This window comes from Endozoicomonas sp. OPT23, assembly GCF_009653635.1.
In the GTDB taxonomy this organism is placed as follows: domain Bacteria; phylum Pseudomonadota; class Gammaproteobacteria; order Pseudomonadales; family Endozoicomonadaceae; genus Endozoicomonas_A.
On the sequence record NZ_PPFD01000007.1, the window covers coordinates 362,614 to 379,140 of the forward strand.

The window sequence follows — 16,527 nt, forward strand, 5'->3', positions numbered from 1 at the left end:
CCCCCCCCTCAGTCACTGCCAGAAAGTTTTGAGGTTGATCTGGAAGCCATTGAAATAGCACCGGCAGGGAAGCTGGAATTTAATATCTCTTCAGGGGCAGGGTTTTCATCATCGGATGGAGAATATCTTCCTATCGTAAAGGTTCAGGCTGTTTATCCTCGCCGTGCAGAGCGCAGAGGCATCGGCGGCCACTGTATTGTTGAATATACGGTGACTCGCTCCGGTTCCGTCAACAATCCTGTTCCAGTGGACTGCCAGCCTCAGGGTATTTTTGAAAAAGCATCAGTAACTGCTGCCATGAAGTTTAAGTACAAACCCAGAGTCGTTGATGGTGAAGCCATTGCTGTAGCGGGTGTCAGAAATAAATTCACCTTTCTGACGGCTGAGTAGGAGTTATTATGAAAAAGAACTTGTTTTCAACGGTTTTACTCACTGCTGTGCTGGCAGGGCTTTCAGCTACAGAAGCGCCTGCACAGACAGCCACAGGACAGAGTGAAGAGAAAACACGAAAAACACCGGCTTTGACCAGCAAAGTGTATGAAAAGCTATCTTCCGCTCAAAAAGCAGTGGACGAGGAGAGTTTTGCCAGCGCCCTGTCGGCTCTGAATGCTCTGGCTGGACAGACCGGTAAAAGGGCATTGAACAGCTATGAACTGGCCAACGTTTTTAATCTGAAAGCCTTTGTATTATTCAGTCAGGACAAACTATCGGAATCAGTAAAAATCTATAGAAAAGTCATTGCCCAGCCAGATATTCCGTTAGCTCTGGAGCAAAACACACGCTTTACTATCAGCCAGATTCTAATGATGCAGGAACAATGGCAACCCGCTCTACAGGAGCTGAACAAGTGGTTTAAGCTGGCGACAACGGTTGGAAGTAATGCCTTTGTTATGCGGGCGCAGGTTCACTACCAGCTGCAGAACCATGATCGGGCTTTAAGGGATATCAATAAAGCCATCTCTCTGTACGAAAATAAGGGCAAAGTAGCGAAAGAGCAATGGTTGAGTCTGGCAAGGTTTCTCTACCATAAAAAAGGCAATCTGAAAGCCGCCGTCACCACGCTCAACAAGCTGTTGATTCATTACCCAAAGAAAATGTACTGGTTACAGCTGGCTTACCTGCATTCAGAACTGGGCCAGGAGAAGAAGCAGTTATCTGCGTTAGAGTCAGCCTATATTCAGGGCCTACTGGATAAGGAAAAGGAACTGACCAACCTCGCCTATCTCTATCTGAATGCCTCGACGCCTCATAAAGCAGCGGTACTGCTGGAAAAAGCCATCAACAACAAACACCTAAAGCCGTCTACCAGAAACCTTGAGCTACTGGCCAATGCCTGGCGTCAGGCTCAGGAACTGGACAAGGCTGTTGATGTAATGGAAAAGGTCGCCCCCGTTTCTGATAAGGGAGAGTTGTGGATTCAACTGGGCAATATCTATTTTGACAGTGAACACTACGACAAAGCCATTCAAGCCTTTAAATCAGGACTGGCTAAAGAGGGCGTTCGACGAACAGATCTGGCACAAATGTCATTAGGAATGGCGCAGTTCAACCAGAAAGAGTATCAAGCCGCTCGTCGTTCATTTTTGTTGGCAAAGAAAGATAAACGCTCAACATCAACTGCCAAGAAATGGCTGACTCATTTGAAGAAAACCGAACAGAGAGAAGCAGCACTGCAATAGTCCGGTTATTTAACAACCAACAGTAACAAGCTTACTCGCTTGTTACTGATTCATTCTGTGCTCTATCTATCTGACCAATATCCAGCAATGGTGCTGCATCAAGGTGCTGGGCATTCAGCATAAATGAAATCCTTTCAAGGCTTGCTACTACCGTCGACTGCTCCCAACTCTGCATATCTTCAAAATGTCGTACAAAAATATCCTGCTGAGTAGTGGGTGCGCCCTTCATTAATTCCACGCCATCATCGGTCAGACTGATCCAGACCTTACGTTTATCGTCAGTGCCACGCTCCCGGGCAATCAGCTCTTTCCTTTCAAGACGATCAAGAATGCTGGTCACTGTCGCCTGAGTCAGCGCCATCTCTTTCGCCAGCTCACCCGTTGTCAGGCGAAATTTCTCGCGAACTGTTTGCATCAGCATTAACTGGGCTGGCGTCAGGCCTGTACCGCGGCTGATGTCCTTATCCTGCATATCCGCAGATCGAATGATCTGCCTCAGTAAAACCAGAGCCTTCTGACTGTTTTCCATCGACTTTTCCAGACTGAATTCTGACGAGAAGTGTACCTACCTTTCACTGTCTGATCTATCAAGCTGAACGATTCAAACAAATTAATTAGCAATACAAACTAATAACATAGACTGAACTATTTACAAACCCACATTTATTCGTTGATTTACCACTGTAGAAGGGCTTTATAATAGGATAACAATTTAGTATTACTAAATATTCGTAATTCAAAATAATAGAAGCACTATGGAAGACAGTGAGCCTGTAATACGCAAACCCACAGCCGAGGATGGCCTTTCAGTCAACAAGCTGATCAACAGCATTCCGGAACTGGATAGCAACTCTTCGTACTGCAATCTGCTGCAATGCAGCCACTTTTCCGACACTTCTATCATTGTTGAGAAACAGGGTGAAGTACTGGGATTTATCAGCGGTTACATTCAACCCAAAGACCCAAAAACCCTGTTTATCTGGCAAGTAGCAGTGAGCCAACAGGCAAGAGGTCTGGGTATTGCCAGCGAGATGCTCAAACAACTGTTAAATCGACGGGAAACAGCGGCCATAACACACCTGGAAACCACTATCACCGATGACAACAAAGCGTCATGGGCCTTGTTTAACCGGTTAGCCAACAATTTTGATGCGCCTCTTGAACGTTCAGTGATGTTTGACCGTAACACTCATTTCAAAAATGAACACGACACTGAACTACTGGCTCGCATCGGCCCGATTCGCAACCAATGCTTCGCAGTGCTAAACAAATACACTATTTAATCTACGGAATCTCAACTATGAAAATTTTTGAAGAGATCGAATCGGAAGTGCAGTCTTATGCGCGCTCTTTTCCACGTATTTTTAACAAGGCTCAGGGGGAGTTTTTATACGACGAAGACGGCAATCAGTATCTCGACTTCCTTGCCGGTGCAGGCACTCTGAACTACGGCCACAACAACCCTATTTTTAAGGAAAAACTGCTGGAATACATTCACAGTGACGGCATCACCCACGGCCTTGATTTACACACAAGAGCCAAAGGTGAATTTATGGAAGCTTTCAATGAAAAAATCCTTAAACCTCGCGGTCTTGACTATGTCATGCAATTCACCGGCCCAACCGGAACCAATGCTGTAGAGGCTGCGCTTAAACTTGCCCGTAACATCACGGGCCGTGAAAACGTCATCAGTTTCACCAACGGCTTTCATGGTGTCAGCATGGGTTCCCTTGCCGCTACTGGTAACTCTCATCATCGTGGTGCTGCCGGTGTCAGCCTGAGCGGCGTTAGTCGTATGCCCTACGATGGTTATCTGGGTGATGAGATTGATACCACGCTTTATCTCGATAAGGTGCTGTGCGACTCCAGCAGCGGTATTGATAAGCCAGCCGCTGTTATCGTTGAAACCGTACAAGGTGAAGGCGGAATCAATGCGGCTGATTTCAGCTGGTTAAAACAGCTTGAAGCCGTTTGTAGAAAGCATGATGTGCTGCTGATTATTGATGACATTCAAGCAGGCTGTGGCCGAACCGGCACCTATTTCAGCTTTGAGCAAGCTGGTATCAAACCTGACATTGTGACCCTGTCTAAATCTCTTGGTGGCTACGGTTTACCTTTTGCCGTTGTACTGTTCAAACCCGAACTGGATCAATGGAAACCTGGTGAACATAACGGCACTTTCCGTGGCAACAACTTTGCCTTTGTCACAGCCAAAGCCGCCATTGATCACTACTGGTCGAATGACACTTTTTCTAAAGAGATTCAGCGCAAGGGTCAGTTTGTTTCCGAGCGTCTGCAACAAATTGTTGAACAATACGGCGATGGAAACTTTACGACACGTGGCCGTGGTATGTTTCAGGGCATCAACTGTGTGAACGGTGAGTTGGCGGGCAGAATCACCAAGATAGCCTTCCAGAAGGGCCTGATGATCGAGACCAGCGGCGCTGATGATCATGTGGTGAAACTGCTGTGCCCTCTGATTATTGATATCAACAATCTCGCCAAAGGACTGGACATCATCGAAGAAGCGGTTCGGGAAGTCTGTGCAAAAGAAGATTCAATTCCAGAACAGAAAAAGTATTTCGACCCGCTAGAGCTTGCCTGCTGACCAGAACCAACGTCATCAAAAAAACAATAATTTAGAGGAATAGAACATGATCGTCCGTGACCTGAAAGCAGCCGAGCAGAGTAACCGCCGAATCGTCTCTCCTGACGGCAACTGGGAAAGTACCCGAATGTTATTGAAAGATGACAACATGGGTTTTTCCTTCCATATCACCACTATTTACAAAGATGCTGATTTTCAGATGCATTATCAAAATCACCTGGAATCGGTTTACTGCGTTTCCGGTGAGGGTGAGGTGGAAACGCTGGCTGACGGTAAGAAATATCCTATAAAACCGGGCACTCTGTATATTCTCGATAAACACGACAAACACATATTACGTGCTTTTGAAGAGATGCAGATGGCCTGTGTATTCAACCCGCCTTTAAATGGTAAAGAAGTTCATAACACTGAGGGTGCTTATGAGTTGGAAGCTGAAGCGGTTTAAAGCAGGATATAGATAGTTTTCCTCAGACTACTGCCTTTTTTATGCCCTCAATTGGAAGGTCAGTAGTCTGATAGATTTAAATCCGGTAGCTCCAGCAGCAAGCAATGAAACAATAAAAATTTGCTGACAATCTAATATCAAATTCGCTTTATACTGTTTTAGCACTTAAATAAAAATCCGTCACTACTTCAACTCTATCCAATAAACATGCACAATCCCTGCTAAAGTCCATACAGCCTTAAATTCAGGCTTCTGCTATCAATCAGCCAGAATACAAACATGTCAGAAGAGTTAACATCAGAGGTCCACTCTGAAACTGAAGACCAGAGTAATGACAATCAGGGTAATGAAAACCGGCAGGCCGTTGCCACGGAAGACGTTTCTCAGTCCGAAGCACTGCGTCTGATCCGCGAACGCTGGCCGGAAGCTTTCAGTGTCTCAAGACCGCGTCCGCTGAAGATTGGTATTCATAATGAAATCAAACAGACTGAAGAATTCCCTCTCAGTACTGTAAAGAAAGCCCTGAAGCTGTTTACTGGTCAGGAACGCTACCTGCTTTCCATCAAGGAAGGTCGTTCCAGAGTCGGTCTGGACGGGAAGCCTTCAGGCAAGGTTAAACTTCAGGAAGCCGTTAATGCTGAAGTTTTGCTTTATCAGCGCCATCTTTCCAGAGAAATGAAAAATCAGCGTGTTTTTGTTGGTCAGATGAAAGTGGCTACCGCGGAAGAAATCTCTGCGGCTACTCTAGCTAAAACTGAGTCGTCTGAAGAGCTGAAAGAACAAAGCACCAGCACCGAAGAGTGATTGACTGCTCTTCTTTAAAGATCCGATGGCCGCTTGATGCTGTCTGATCTTTAATGCGCTTTACTGCATACCTGCTTGCTTGCATATCTACTACTAGCTTGAGAATTTCACAATGGCAACTGCATCTGCACGTCACATTCTGGTTAACACTCGTGATGAAGCCGAACAACTGAAAAAGCGTATCGACAAGGGTGAAGACTTCGCCAAACTGGCAAAGAAACACTCTCAGTGCCCATCCGGCAAGAAGGGTGGCGATCTGGGTGAGTTTCGTAAAGGTCAGATGGTTAAAGCGTTTGATGATGTGGTCTTCAAAAAATCCGTAATGGATATCCACGGTCCGGTGAAAACCCAGTTTGGCTTTCACCTGATTCAGACTATTTTCCGTAACGATTAAAATATTGCTGCTGACTGAACTCACTCAAGTTCAGTCAGCAAAATACAGAGTCAGGAATAACTCTAATCAAGCGGCATCAATCAAGAACGATTCTAATCAAGAATAGTCCCACTCAGGCTTACGCTTCTCCAGAAAAGCAGAAACACCTTCGTTCTGATTAGTGCCTTTAAACAATTCCAGAAACAGCTCTCTTTCGACAATATTACTATTGCGAGCACCCACTCTGTTCATCTGTATAAGCTCTTTACAGGCCAAAATGGCGTCAGGGCTTTGAGCATCAGTAGCTTTCAGTAACCTAACAGCGGCTTCACTGGCCTCCCCCTGCTCTACCAATTCATCTGCAAGTCCGATTTCAAATGCCTTTTCACCAGAAACCTTTTCACCACAGAGAATCATACGTTTGGCCCAACTTTCACCGGCCAGCCACATCAGATTCTGCGTTCCTCCAGCACAGGGCAACAAACCAACCGCTGCTTCCGGTAAACCCAGCAATGCCGTTTTTTCAACAACACGGAAATCACAGGCTAAAGCTACTTCAAAACCACCACCGAGAGAAAAACCATTCACCGCAGCCACACTGACGCCGCGAAAATCAGTCAGTGCTTCAAAGGCTTCACCAAAGGCTTCCGTCATGGGTCGCGCCTGCTCAGGGGTGACACCCTGAAACAGTTTCAGGTCAGCGCCAGCACTGAAGAATTTCTCGCTGTCAGAACGAATGATTAAACCGGTAATGGCAGAATGACTGTTCAGCTCTCGAACGGTATCTCTCAGTAAATTAAGGCTTTCCAGAGTCCAGGTATTGGCTGGCGGATTATTCAGGGTAATAGTGGCAATATGGCCATCAGTCGTCAGGAGAAGAGGTGCATTCATTATTATTTTTCTCTTTTGATTGGACTGCTTCCGGCATAAAAACAGTTTCCTTCATGCCAGAAGCAGTTAGAGCCATGAGTCTTTAGATCATTTCTACGGCAATTGCTGTCGCTTCACCACCACCAATACAAAGGGAGGCAATGCCTTTTTTACCACCGCTTCTCTTCAGTGCATGAAGCAGTGTGACGATGATACGAGCACCACTGGCACCCAATGGATGACCCAATGCACAGGCACCACCATTAACGTTTACCTTTGAATGCTCCACACCCAGCTGCTGCATGCATACCATGCTGACCACAGCAAAAGCTTCATTGATTTCATAGAGGTCAACATCAGTAGCTTGCCAACCCACTTTAGCCAACAGTTTTTCTACCGCACCAATCGGCGCGATGGTGAATTCTGCCGGCATTTGAGCGTGGCTCTGATAACCCTTGATACGAGCCAGAGGCTGCAAACCTTGCGCAGCTGCATCCTCTTCTCTCATCAGCACCAGTGCCGCAGCACCGTCAGAAATAGAGCTTGAGTTTGCTGCGGTCACTGCACCATTTTTATCAAAGGCCGGTCTTAGCTTGCGGATTTTTTCCGGTCTGGCTTTACCTGGCTGCTCATCAACAGAAACAACGTCACCCTTGGGCAATTCGACCGGAGTGATTTCATCGGCGAACAGGTTTTCAGCGATCGCATTCTGAGCTCTGGCCAGAGATTCCAGAGCATAGTCGTCCATAGCTTCACGGCTGGCTTCAAAGCGCGTTGCCGTCTGCTCAGCAAATACACCCATGGCATGGCCAGCATAAGCGTCTTCAAGACCATCAGTAAACATATGGTCCTTAACTTGCCCATGCCCCAGACGCATGCCGGAACGGGCCTTATCCAGCAGATAAGGAACATTAGACATGCTTTCCATACCACCAGCGACAACTACGTCGGCTTCACCCAGCTTGAGCTGGTCAGCGCCCATCATCACGGTTTTCATACCGGAACCACAGACCTTGTTGACAGTTGTGGTACAGGTAGCGTCAGGTAAGCCTGCGCCTCTGGCGGCCTGTCTGGCCGGAGACTGTTTACAACCTGCTGGCAGTACACAGCCCATGTAGACTTCAGAAACCGCGCTGGCATCCACACCACTTTTTTGAACAGCCGCTTTGATAGCGACGGCACCCAGCTCTGGTGATGAAACACCAGCAAGACTTCCCTGAAAACCGCCCATTGGGGTTCTTGCTGCAGAGACGATAACGATATTGCTCTGATCGGACATGCTTTGATCGGACATAGTAATCTCTTTCTTATTCTTCAGCAGTACGAACAGAACGCCCTGCCATCTATTACTGACTGAAAAATTTTACCTGAGAAATATCAGTATGTAAGTATACGTACGTATTAGAAGGAGGGTTATTTTTTCAAGAACCGTTCGGGAAAATATATTTATAAGAAATAGCGTTAAAAATCAGACGAGCGGATTGCCGCCCACTCGCCTTTATAGAAATCAAATACAGCTGTCATCCACAACGTCCATACAGCCCCACTGGGCAAACAGACTTTCTACTTCCCTGATTGCTTCCTGGTCAGCCTGACCGATATGCCTGAGCACAGCATTAGCCATCACCGAGGCCATTTCACTTTTCAAAGATTCTCCCAGACCTGCGGGAAATCTCAGAACCACATCACCAAACAGTATGGACCCTCCCTGGGTGACCCTGATGAGATATTCTCCCTGGCTCGATTCAGTCATGGTTAGCACGGCTTTATCAATAGATTTGGACATAAGCGCATCCTCTGTGCTGGATGGGAGTAAATAGTAGCTACAACAGGCAATGCTGAAGAAGGTCAGCAGGGATACCTGTCATATTTTCAAGTTATCGGCCCAATCCGTTTTTTCCTTGCGTTCAATCATTGAATCTGACGACCAATTCATGGCAAGTTGCTGTTCTCCATGACAATATTTATAAGCAAAATCCCCCATACTGAAGAAGCTCTGGCAGTGATTTAATCGAATGAACTTTTTGACACCCGACAAGCTGATGATTACCAGCAACTGCTACAGCCAGAACCGCTTTCCAACCTTTGCGGAACTGCCCACAGACCTTTCCCTCTGCCAAACTGTTCAGCACCAGATCTATGACTGCCCTCTGTATCTCTGGTCTGCTTTCGGCAGTATCAAGCTTAATAAGGACCAGAGGGAAGAAAGGTACTTCCTGTATATTGAATATCGCACCCACAGCCGAGCCAGCAGTTATGTGATCAGGGAATTTGTGGAATGGCAGGATTTAATGCACTTTGTCGATTATCAGGCTGACTCGCTGGTGATCAGGGATATCAGCCCAAAGATGACTCGTCACTTTCAGATTGCTTCGCTTTAGGTTGTTTTGCGTCCCAGAACGCCATCTTTGAAATTTTGAGTTGGCGGTGTATCACCTATCCAGACCTTGAGAATGACATTGAAGGCCTTCTTGCCAGGAATAACTCCTTTCACTTCACCGGCAACAGTCACTCTCGCTCCCTGGCCGGGGATGTATTCAAAAGAACCACCCTCACCCTTGGTGACCGTGCCATCAATCATAGTAACAAACTGCTGAATCTCTTTTTCGAGCTCTTTCTGTTCTTCCGGTGACGTATTGATCTGAATTGCTTCATAAAAGGCATTACCAATTTTTCTGGCACTCATCTTCGATAGCAGTACAGTGAACGTCATACGTTTGTAGCCGTTATCAGCCAGTATACTGGCGACATCTGTCGACTTATTTTCCAGATATAACGCACCAATATAACCATCGATGACATGATAGAAACTACGAACAGCAGCCCCCTGAAGCTTCAGTTCTGTGCCATCTTTGGCTGAAACTGCCTCAGGAATTTCAATACCTTCCAGAGTCCGGGCATGCACTGGCTGAGAAAGTATTGATTGAGAAAGCATTACCCCAAGTACAGCCAAAAGTATTTTTCTCATAAACATCCCTTGCGTTAATTATCGTTATTGTTATTAGATCGCAAGCTGTTAGTACATCAGCAGTTTCCTCTTCACTCAGGATAAAAACCCCTAAAATGACGACCCCGGACGAGAAAGAAAAGCTAACTCTTCGGGAGAACTCCTACGCTGTAACAACTCATTACGATGTGGAAACCTACCGTAACGAAGAACAATATCCCTATGTCGTATAGCAAAATCAAGGTTGTTTTTTAAACTTTTCTGAAAGATCGAATCAGAATCAGCCACCAGTTTTTCAAACAGTTCCACACACTGCTCTTGTACCGACGATTTTTCACTGTGCATCATAGGCATGATAAAGAATGGCTGCCTGAGGTTATCCAGCTGCTCCAAATGGCCAGCAGCAACACCTGCAAGGCTTAGCTCAAGAGCTTTTTCATCATAGGCAAAGCTCTGGCCTGAACCACGGAATATATTGCGGGGGAACTGGTCAAGGCAAATTATTGCTGCCAACCTTCCCTCTGCTGTTTGCAGCCACTTATCACACTCTCCTGAATAAATACGCTCAACCAGGTAGCCAAACTTGTCGGCTATCAGCTCATCCTGCTCCAGATCCTTCTTCCACCAGCGGCTCATCTGCAGCTCACCCAGCGGTTCTCCCTCAAACCAGAAATCCAGCACGTCCTGATAATTGTTCTGTTTCATAGGTTTATCCACCCCTGCTTCAACATGGCACGCATTTTCTGGTCAACCATACTGTTATGCGTACCATTGAAAAATCATATTGTGACACCAGATAGAAAGTAACACCTTTCTGAAACCGATAACTGCAGATTCTTTTCAAGGCGACTATGGCAAAACGCAACAAAGACCAGGATCATCAGGAACCGGAAGTTATTTCTGCTGATGAATCCACTAACGATACCGAAGAGCTGGATACCGAAGAACAGAGCAACACAGAGCTGATGCTGCCAGAGCAGGCCCTGCCCGACAAACTGTATCTGATTCCGGTATCCAACCGCCCCTTCTTTCCCGCCCAGGTTCAACCTCTGGTTTTCAACAGTAATGACTGGGAAGAAACCCTGCAACGAGTCAGCCAATCGCCACAAAAGGTTGTCGGGCTCAGCTACGTTGCCGGACTGCCGGGCAATACCGATGACATTGACCCTGACGATTTCCCCGAAATTGGCTGCACCGTTAAAATTCACAACATTGTTAACGAGAGCGACCAGATACAGTTTATTGCCCTTGGCATGCAGCGCTTTCGTATCAAACAGTGGCTGAGACGACGCCCACCTTATCTGGTTCAGGTTGAATATCCGGAGAGCAAGGAAGACGATACCGATGAAATCAAAGCCTATGCTCTGGCTCTGATTCAGGCCATTAAAGAACTTATTCCACTAAACCCACTTTACAGCGAAGAACTTAAAAATTACCTGAACCGATTTAGCCCGAAAGACCCGTCACCTCTCTCGGATTTTGCCGCCGCTATTACTACGGCTTCCGGGATGGATCTTCAGGAAGTTCTGGAAACCCTGCCTGTCCAGCGTCGCATGGAAAAGGTGCTGACCCTGATTCGCAAAGAACAGGAAGTAGCGCGCCTGCAGGGTGAAATTAACGACGAAGTTAATCGCAAAATAAGCAAGCATCAGCGTGAGTTCTTCCTGAAAGAACAGTTAAAGGTTATTCAGAAAGAACTGGGGCTTTCTAAAGACGATAAGACAGCAGAGCTGGAAACATTCAGCCAACGCCTTGAAGGGCTTAATGTGCCGGAAGCCGCACTGAAGAAAATTAAGGATGAGTTGAAAAAACTGGCCATTCTCGAAATCGGTTCGCCAGAATATGGCATCTGTCGAAACTATCTCGACTGGGCCACCTCCATTCCATGGGGTAAATACTCTGATGACTTGCTTGATCTCAAACATGCCAGAGAAGTACTGAACGGCGATCATGACGGGCTTGAAGATGTCAAAGACCGGATCGTGGAATTTCTGGCCGTAGGCGCCTATAAAAATGAAGTGGCCGGCTCCATCATGCTGCTGACAGGCCCTCCCGGTGTTGGTAAAACCTCAATTGGTAAATCCGTAGCCAAAGCGTTAGGCAGAAAATTCTATCGATTCAGCCTTGGCGGCATGCGCGACGAAGCAGAAATCAAGGGTCATCGTCGTACCTATGTCGGGGCAATGCCCGGTAAATTTGTTCAGGCACTGAAGGAAGTTGGTGTTGCCAACCCGGTCATCATGCTCGACGAGATTGACAAGATAGGCGCTTCCTTCCGTGGCGACCCTGCTTCTGCCCTGCTGGAAGTTCTTGATCCCGAACAGAACAGTGAGTTTCTGGATCACTATCTGGATATGAGAATTGATCTGTCCAAAGCTCTGTTTATCTGCACGGCTAACCAGATGGATACGATTCCCGGCCCTCTGCTCGACCGAATGGATATTATACGCCTGTCCGGCTATATCACCGAAGAGAAGCTGGCCATTGCCAAGAACCATCTTTGGCCAAAACAGTTGCAAAGAGCTGGTCTCAAAAAGAGTCAGATTCGAATCTCGGATGCCACCATGCGCGCTATTATCGAAGGATACGCTCGTGAGTCAGGCGTTCGTCATCTGGAAAAATTACTGCAGAAAGTTATCCGAAAAGTAGTGGTCCGCTTCCTTGAAGAAGGCGGCAAGAGTCTCAGTATCACCACTAAAAACCTGTCTGATTTCCTCGGTTCCCCCTATTTCCGTAAAGATCCTCTGATTCAGGGTATTGGTGTTGTTACAGGTTTGGCCTGGACTTCAATGGGTGGCGCTACATTGCCAGTGGAAGCCAGTTTGATCCATCAACACAGAGCGGGCTTCAAACTGACAGGGAAGCTCGGCGATGTGATGAAAGAATCGGCAGAAATCTCCTACAGCTACATTGCAAGCCACGCGGGGAAATACGGAATCAAGCCTGAATTCTTTGAGAAAGCCTTCATCCACTTGCATGTTCCGGAAGGCGCTACACCGAAGGATGGCCCTTCAGCTGGCATCACCATGGCCACAGCCATTCTGTCTCTGGCTAGCAGAAAAAAGCCTGCTGCTATAGCCATGACCGGAGAGTTAACTCTTACGGGCAGGGTTCTGGCCGTTGGCGGCATAAGGGAGAAGATCATTGCGGCTCGAAGACAGGGGATTAAAACCTTGATTGTCCCGGAAGACTGTCGCAGGGACTGGGAGGAACTACCGGATTATATTCGGGACGGTGTCACCATCCATTTTGCCAAAACATTTGATGATGTTTACTCCCTGGCTTTCCCTGAAAAACCTGCAGGAAAAAGCAAAGGTCCTTCTGCGGCCAAGAAAACCATCCGAAAGCGCATTAAGAAATAGTGTCCCATAGAAACCTGTGCCGTTCAGATACACGAGCGGCACTAAATTCAATAGCCTTACTGCAAGCCATATGTCATATCCATGACCTTGTTTACCTCCAAATCAACCGATCAGATCTTATTCAGTCCTGTTTTTGTCACTTCAACCAATCAATATCAGCTTAATCTAGACTTAATCAGATAAAGAAACGACATAAAATAAACTGCAGCAACGGATTGCCAACAAATGTCTGAACCACTGGATTCCAGCAGGAGTAGCGGAGTTGGTAGCTCATCACCAATCCCCACACCTCCCACACCTCCGGCTGAAGGGGCTGGTATTAACAGATCCATCAGCGAGAAAGAGTCCAGCTCCCCCTTTCATTATCATGCAGAGCATCTGGGTAAGCCTGTTCCCCCAATTAAAGAAAGAGAAGTTAAAGCCGGTCCGGGGCTGTTATCCAGATTTGGTGGAATGGCTAAAAAGCTTCTTTGGGATGTTCCAAAATGGGGCTTGAAAAAAACCCTCGTCGACATACCTGTTTTTGGTCTTAAAGCAGCTAGTGGAACTGAGCGTCTGGTCGGTGGTCCGGTACGAAGAAGCTTTCTAAAAGCAACCGGCGCCTACATAAACTATAAGGGCGAAAGTATTGTAAAAGGTGTAACGAAACAGGCTGGCATTGAACTACTGCATCATAATCAGGAAACTCAGAAGAACCTTGAAGCCCTTCTAAAGAATTTTCTGCAAAACTATGCATTGGACAAAGTACTACCTGCAGGGAAGCATTTTGACTTTCCCGAGATTGTCAAAAAACTCAAGGGGGACAAGAAGGTCACTGTCCAGAACCTGAAATTTGAGATAGAGCCAATCAAAGAGCCCAGCACTGGCATTTTGACCAGCAAGGGCAGCCTGTCAAACCAGTTCCGAATTAAAAACCTCAGCTGTCATATTAATATCCCTTTCGAGGGATTTGAACCCATGAAAATTTCAGTTGGTATAAAGGACGCAAAACTCTCTGTCTCAACAAACCTCAGTCTTTCAAGAGCTGCATGGGAGTTTAAACAAGGGAGAAAGAGCACTTACCATGACGCTACTGCGCTAAGCTTGGAAGCTGAAAAAGTTAATGTTCGTTACGACGCTCTGAGCTCAACCCAGGCGCTTCCTCATTCAAGTGAAGGCGCCAAAAAGTTTCTCTATGCTTTTGATGAAGGCATGGTGACCTTCAGAGACTTAAAGTTTGCAGCTCCGACTAATTTGTTTAAAAAGGAAGCTTGTCAAAATTCCTATCTCAGTTTTCGCGAACTGCACCACACCTGCTTCCCAAAAAAAGATATGCCTGCAGTCATTGAGATTCCACAAATAGCCGTTTGCCACTCAGATAAGATGAATAATGGCAGACTCAAAGCAAAGATCGAGATAAAACCGGATCGATTGAAAGGCTTTACCTGGAAGCTTCCAATAGTGAAAATACCTATCCCTCTCGGTTCAATTATCAGCTTTTTATGCCCAAGCCCTCTCACACTGGATATTGACTGCCCAATGGTTAGAGGTGAAGTGAGACTGAAAGACCTTAAACAATCGCTAACTATTACCGGACCACTTCCTGCCAGAACACTTATAGGATGGCTACTTAATCATCCAGAGACAAAGCTGTTGGGCACAGAAACCAAACCCAAAATTCAGTTGAGAGGGCAAAAAGGGCTGACCGTTCCAATCCCGGTCGCTCTGGCTGGCTTCCAGGCGGCCAGATCCAAAACATCCTGCCAGGGAGAAGCTGACAGACAGGAAGGTTACTTTGTCGTTCCATCCTACCTATCTAGATTCTGCTCAAAATGCGTTGGTACCGTTAAAGGCTCCCACTTCCCTCTTACTGTTATTTCAGGCGACCTGGAAGAGCTGGCAGAGAAAGCAATAAAGGGAGACAAAAAAGCAGGTGTGCAACTGTTTCAGGCGGCCAGAAATCATGACCAGAGTGGCCATAAATATGAAGCTCGCGCAGCATTGCTTGCCCTGCCAAAAGACCAGTTGCTGGAACAGAGCAGAACGATGAAAGAAGACTCTGACTGGCAATGGATGATTGAGCAGGCTCAGACTCTGCATTATCACGATAAAGAAAAAGCGACTGAACTATTCGCCGAACTTCTGAAGCAGAAAAACATTCATGATGAATCTCCTTCCGTGGAGAAGCCAGAATTACTCCTCACTCTTGGAGAGAGCCTTCTGAAAGAAAAACCACCGAAAATGGATGTGATCATTCAGGTTCTTGAATTTGCTCACCTGCGGGATCCGGAAAAGAATACTAAAGCGCTTTCTTTATTAATTGAACTTCATAACAAAAAGTCATATTCACATGAACGTCTTTCCAGATTCATAAGCCAGCAACTCGCTGGTAACTCTTATTTCAAAACGCCTGACCAACGTCTAAAACTGCTCGATATAATGGTCAGGTATATTCCTGAAGTCGTACAGTCTGATCTTGAGAACTTTCCCCTTGGCGATCTGGCTGAGCGACTGGCAAAAGATGACATGGAGGCGACAGATACTCTCGCTCTTATGGAGACATTAATATCAACGGCCCGGGCCTATAACTCCGGTGCAGAAATACTGATTAAACTTAATCGACTTGATTCTGCCATAGACGTATTAAACCGTGGAGTGCAAAGTAATCACTCTCAGGCCATCAGCAAACGAGCCGAACTGGTTGCACGCTATCACGGCATTACCGGGCATACCATCGATCAGGAAATTGAACACTTGATTGGTCGTCTGGAAAACCCTGAATCAACACCCCAGATTGTTGAGGCCTCGGCAAGAAGTCTGGGCACCTTGATACAGAATGAAGATAATGATATTGCCACACTGTTTACCCGTGACCTGACATTTACTGACAACAACAGTGAAACAGAAGAAATGGTTTTACAGCTAAAGGGTATTTTGCAAACCGCCTCTGGACTGGACCTGACAAAAGTCACCAACCCTCTTATGCTGCAAAACTATTTCATAAGAGAAATGGCCACCCCTCTTCAGCAACTAAAAGCCCTCATTAACGATAAAAACCTGCCAAAAGAAGTCGCAGCCAGACTATTAAACAGAACGGATGCAGCCTTAAGGGTCGCCCAGTATCTCAACGACACACTCAGCCCTATAGCCATGGGATTAAGCGCAACAGGCGTTACATCTGCAGTCAGCGCAGCTGCCACCCAAGAGCCTGGAAACAGTGTCACAAGGGGTATAGAAAGAGCTCTGCCAAGACAAAGCAGAACTCCACAAGAACAAATCCCTCCCCTTACAGGTGAAGAACAAATTAATGAAACAGAAAACTCTGCAGCCACAGACTTCTGCGACCAGTTACTGGCTTTCAGGGAAACCGTTCCTGAATTGAAACGAGCAATGAAAAACGGATTAAAACATCAAAGAAGAGCCATGCTGCAACAAATGAGCCGCTCATAACTCATCTCTG

At 46.5% G+C, this 16,527-nt stretch carries 16 protein-coding genes; 10 read left to right on the plus strand and 6 right to left on the minus strand.

Going from position 1 to position 16,527, the window contains the following annotated elements; all coding sequences use genetic code 11:
* Together EOPP23_RS21585 and EOPP23_RS18470 are read left to right on the plus strand one after the other, a co-directional pair.
* A partial coding sequence (locus tag EOPP23_RS21585) for an energy transducer TonB (RefSeq protein ID WP_228550780.1) occupies nt 1-390 on the plus strand: 390 nt, incomplete at its 5' end.
* An 8-nt stretch (nt 391-398) separates the two neighbouring features.
* Entirely contained in the window at nt 399-1,679 is a 1,281-nt protein-coding gene (locus tag EOPP23_RS18470; protein WP_153767469.1) for a tetratricopeptide repeat protein, read from the plus strand.
* Between the two features lie 31 nt (nt 1,680-1,710).
* On the opposite strand, the gene EOPP23_RS18475 is transcribed toward EOPP23_RS18470, so the two are convergent.
* Nucleotides 1,711-2,208 carry a MarR family winged helix-turn-helix transcriptional regulator gene (locus tag EOPP23_RS18475; protein WP_153767470.1) on the minus strand — a complete coding sequence of 166 codons (498 nt, stop codon included), beginning with the start codon at nt 2,206-2,208 and terminating at the stop codon, nt 1,711-1,713.
* Nucleotides 2,209-2,434: 226 nt separating this feature from the next.
* On the opposite strand from EOPP23_RS18475, the gene ectA reads away from it, so the two are divergent.
* The 5 genes from ectA (at nt 2,435) to EOPP23_RS18500 (ending at nt 5,930) form a co-directional block, all read left to right on the plus strand.
* A complete protein-coding gene (gene ectA / locus EOPP23_RS18480; protein WP_153767471.1) occupies nt 2,435-2,962 on the plus strand; it encodes a diaminobutyrate acetyltransferase in 528 nt (175 codons plus the stop codon).
* Between the two features lie 17 nt (nt 2,963-2,979).
* Nucleotides 2,980-4,287, plus strand: coding sequence for a diaminobutyrate--2-oxoglutarate transaminase (gene ectB, locus EOPP23_RS18485; RefSeq protein ID WP_153767472.1), 1,308 nt, complete (start codon nt 2,980-2,982; stop codon nt 4,285-4,287).
* 46 nt (nt 4,288-4,333) lie between these two features.
* Nucleotides 4,334-4,732 (plus strand): ectoine synthase, encoded by a 399-nt coding sequence (locus tag EOPP23_RS18490; protein ID WP_153767473.1) that lies wholly within the window; start codon nt 4,334-4,336, stop codon nt 4,730-4,732.
* Nucleotides 4,733-5,011: 279 nt separating this feature from the next.
* Nucleotides 5,012-5,536, plus strand: a complete 525-nt coding sequence (locus EOPP23_RS18495) for a ProQ/FINO family protein (protein WP_153767474.1) — start codon at nt 5,012-5,014, stop codon at nt 5,534-5,536.
* A gap of 112 nt (nt 5,537-5,648) precedes the next feature.
* Nucleotides 5,649-5,930, plus strand: coding sequence for a peptidylprolyl isomerase (locus tag EOPP23_RS18500; protein ID WP_153767475.1), 282 nt, complete (start codon nt 5,649-5,651; stop codon nt 5,928-5,930).
* 96 nt (nt 5,931-6,026) lie between these two features.
* On the opposite strand, the gene EOPP23_RS18505 is transcribed toward EOPP23_RS18500, so the two are convergent.
* The 3 genes from EOPP23_RS18505 to EOPP23_RS18515 all read right to left on the minus strand — a co-directional run bounded on the left by EOPP23_RS18505 (nt 6,027) and on the right by EOPP23_RS18515 (nt 8,565).
* Nucleotides 6,027-6,800: an enoyl-CoA hydratase gene (locus tag EOPP23_RS18505; protein WP_153767476.1), complete on the minus strand. Its 774-nt coding sequence runs from the start codon at nt 6,798-6,800 to the stop codon at nt 6,027-6,029.
* A gap of 82 nt (nt 6,801-6,882) precedes the next feature.
* Nucleotides 6,883-8,073 (minus strand): acetyl-CoA C-acyltransferase, encoded by a 1,191-nt coding sequence (locus EOPP23_RS18510; protein WP_370514820.1) that lies wholly within the window; start codon nt 8,071-8,073, stop codon nt 6,883-6,885.
* A 213-nt stretch (nt 8,074-8,286) separates the two neighbouring features.
* Entirely contained in the window at nt 8,287-8,565 is a 279-nt protein-coding gene (locus EOPP23_RS18515) for a hypothetical protein (RefSeq protein WP_153767477.1), read from the minus strand.
* Nucleotides 8,566-8,794: 229 nt separating this feature from the next.
* Between EOPP23_RS18515 and EOPP23_RS18520 the strand changes: the two genes are divergently transcribed.
* Nucleotides 8,795-9,160: a hypothetical protein gene (locus tag EOPP23_RS18520; protein WP_153767478.1), complete on the plus strand. Its 366-nt coding sequence runs from the start codon at nt 8,795-8,797 to the stop codon at nt 9,158-9,160.
* Here the strand turns inward: EOPP23_RS18520 and EOPP23_RS18525 are convergent.
* On the minus strand, nt 9,157-9,747 hold the full coding sequence (locus tag EOPP23_RS18525) for a chalcone isomerase family protein (protein ID WP_194842674.1): 591 nt from the start codon (nt 9,745-9,747) through the stop codon (nt 9,157-9,159). The two genes, EOPP23_RS18520 and EOPP23_RS18525, sit on opposite strands and share 4 nt — an antisense overlap.
* A gap of 90 nt (nt 9,748-9,837) precedes the next feature.
* Nucleotides 9,838-10,431, minus strand: coding sequence for a DUF924 family protein (locus EOPP23_RS18530; RefSeq protein ID WP_153767480.1), 594 nt, complete (start codon nt 10,429-10,431; stop codon nt 9,838-9,840).
* 146 nt (nt 10,432-10,577) lie between these two features.
* Here EOPP23_RS18530 and lon point away from each other — a divergent pair, with 146 nt between their 5' ends.
* Entirely contained in the window at nt 10,578-13,088 is a 2,511-nt protein-coding gene (gene lon / locus EOPP23_RS18535) for an endopeptidase La (RefSeq protein WP_153767481.1), read from the plus strand.
* Nucleotides 13,089-13,313: 225 nt separating this feature from the next.
* Nucleotides 13,314-16,517, plus strand: a complete 3,204-nt coding sequence (locus EOPP23_RS18540) for a hypothetical protein (protein WP_153767482.1) — start codon at nt 13,314-13,316, stop codon at nt 16,515-16,517.
* The last annotated feature ends 10 nt before the right edge of the window (nt 16,518-16,527 follow it).

Coding starts and splice junctions, on each gene's coding strand:
- EOPP23_RS18470 (WP_153767469.1), top strand. CDS start 399: ATGAAAAAGAACTTGTTTTCAACGGTTTTACTCACTGCTGTGCTGGCA.
- EOPP23_RS18475 (WP_153767470.1), bottom strand. CDS start 2,208: ATGGAAAACAGTCAGAAGGCTCTGGTTTTACTGAGGCAGATCATTCGA.
- ectA (WP_153767471.1), top strand. CDS start 2,435: ATGGAAGACAGTGAGCCTGTAATACGCAAACCCACAGCCGAGGATGGC.
- ectB (WP_153767472.1), top strand. CDS start 2,980: ATGAAAATTTTTGAAGAGATCGAATCGGAAGTGCAGTCTTATGCGCGC.
- EOPP23_RS18490 (WP_153767473.1), top strand. CDS start 4,334: ATGATCGTCCGTGACCTGAAAGCAGCCGAGCAGAGTAACCGCCGAATC.
- EOPP23_RS18495 (WP_153767474.1), top strand. CDS start 5,012: ATGTCAGAAGAGTTAACATCAGAGGTCCACTCTGAAACTGAAGACCAG.
- EOPP23_RS18500 (WP_153767475.1), top strand. CDS start 5,649: ATGGCAACTGCATCTGCACGTCACATTCTGGTTAACACTCGTGATGAA.
- EOPP23_RS18505 (WP_153767476.1), bottom strand. CDS start 6,800: ATGAATGCACCTCTTCTCCTGACGACTGATGGCCATATTGCCACTATT.
- EOPP23_RS18510 (WP_370514820.1), bottom strand. CDS start 8,073: ATGTCCGATCAAAGCATGTCCGATCAGAGCAATATCGTTATCGTCTCT.
- EOPP23_RS18515 (WP_153767477.1), bottom strand. CDS start 8,565: ATGTCCAAATCTATTGATAAAGCCGTGCTAACCATGACTGAATCGAGC.
- EOPP23_RS18520 (WP_153767478.1), top strand. CDS start 8,795: ATGAACTTTTTGACACCCGACAAGCTGATGATTACCAGCAACTGCTAC.
- EOPP23_RS18525 (WP_194842674.1), bottom strand. CDS start 9,747: ATGAGAAAAATACTTTTGGCTGTACTTGGGGTAATGCTTTCTCAATCA.
- EOPP23_RS18530 (WP_153767480.1), bottom strand. CDS start 10,431: ATGAAACAGAACAATTATCAGGACGTGCTGGATTTCTGGTTTGAGGGA.
- lon (WP_153767481.1), top strand. CDS start 10,578: ATGGCAAAACGCAACAAAGACCAGGATCATCAGGAACCGGAAGTTATT.
- EOPP23_RS18540 (WP_153767482.1), top strand. CDS start 13,314: ATGTCTGAACCACTGGATTCCAGCAGGAGTAGCGGAGTTGGTAGCTCA.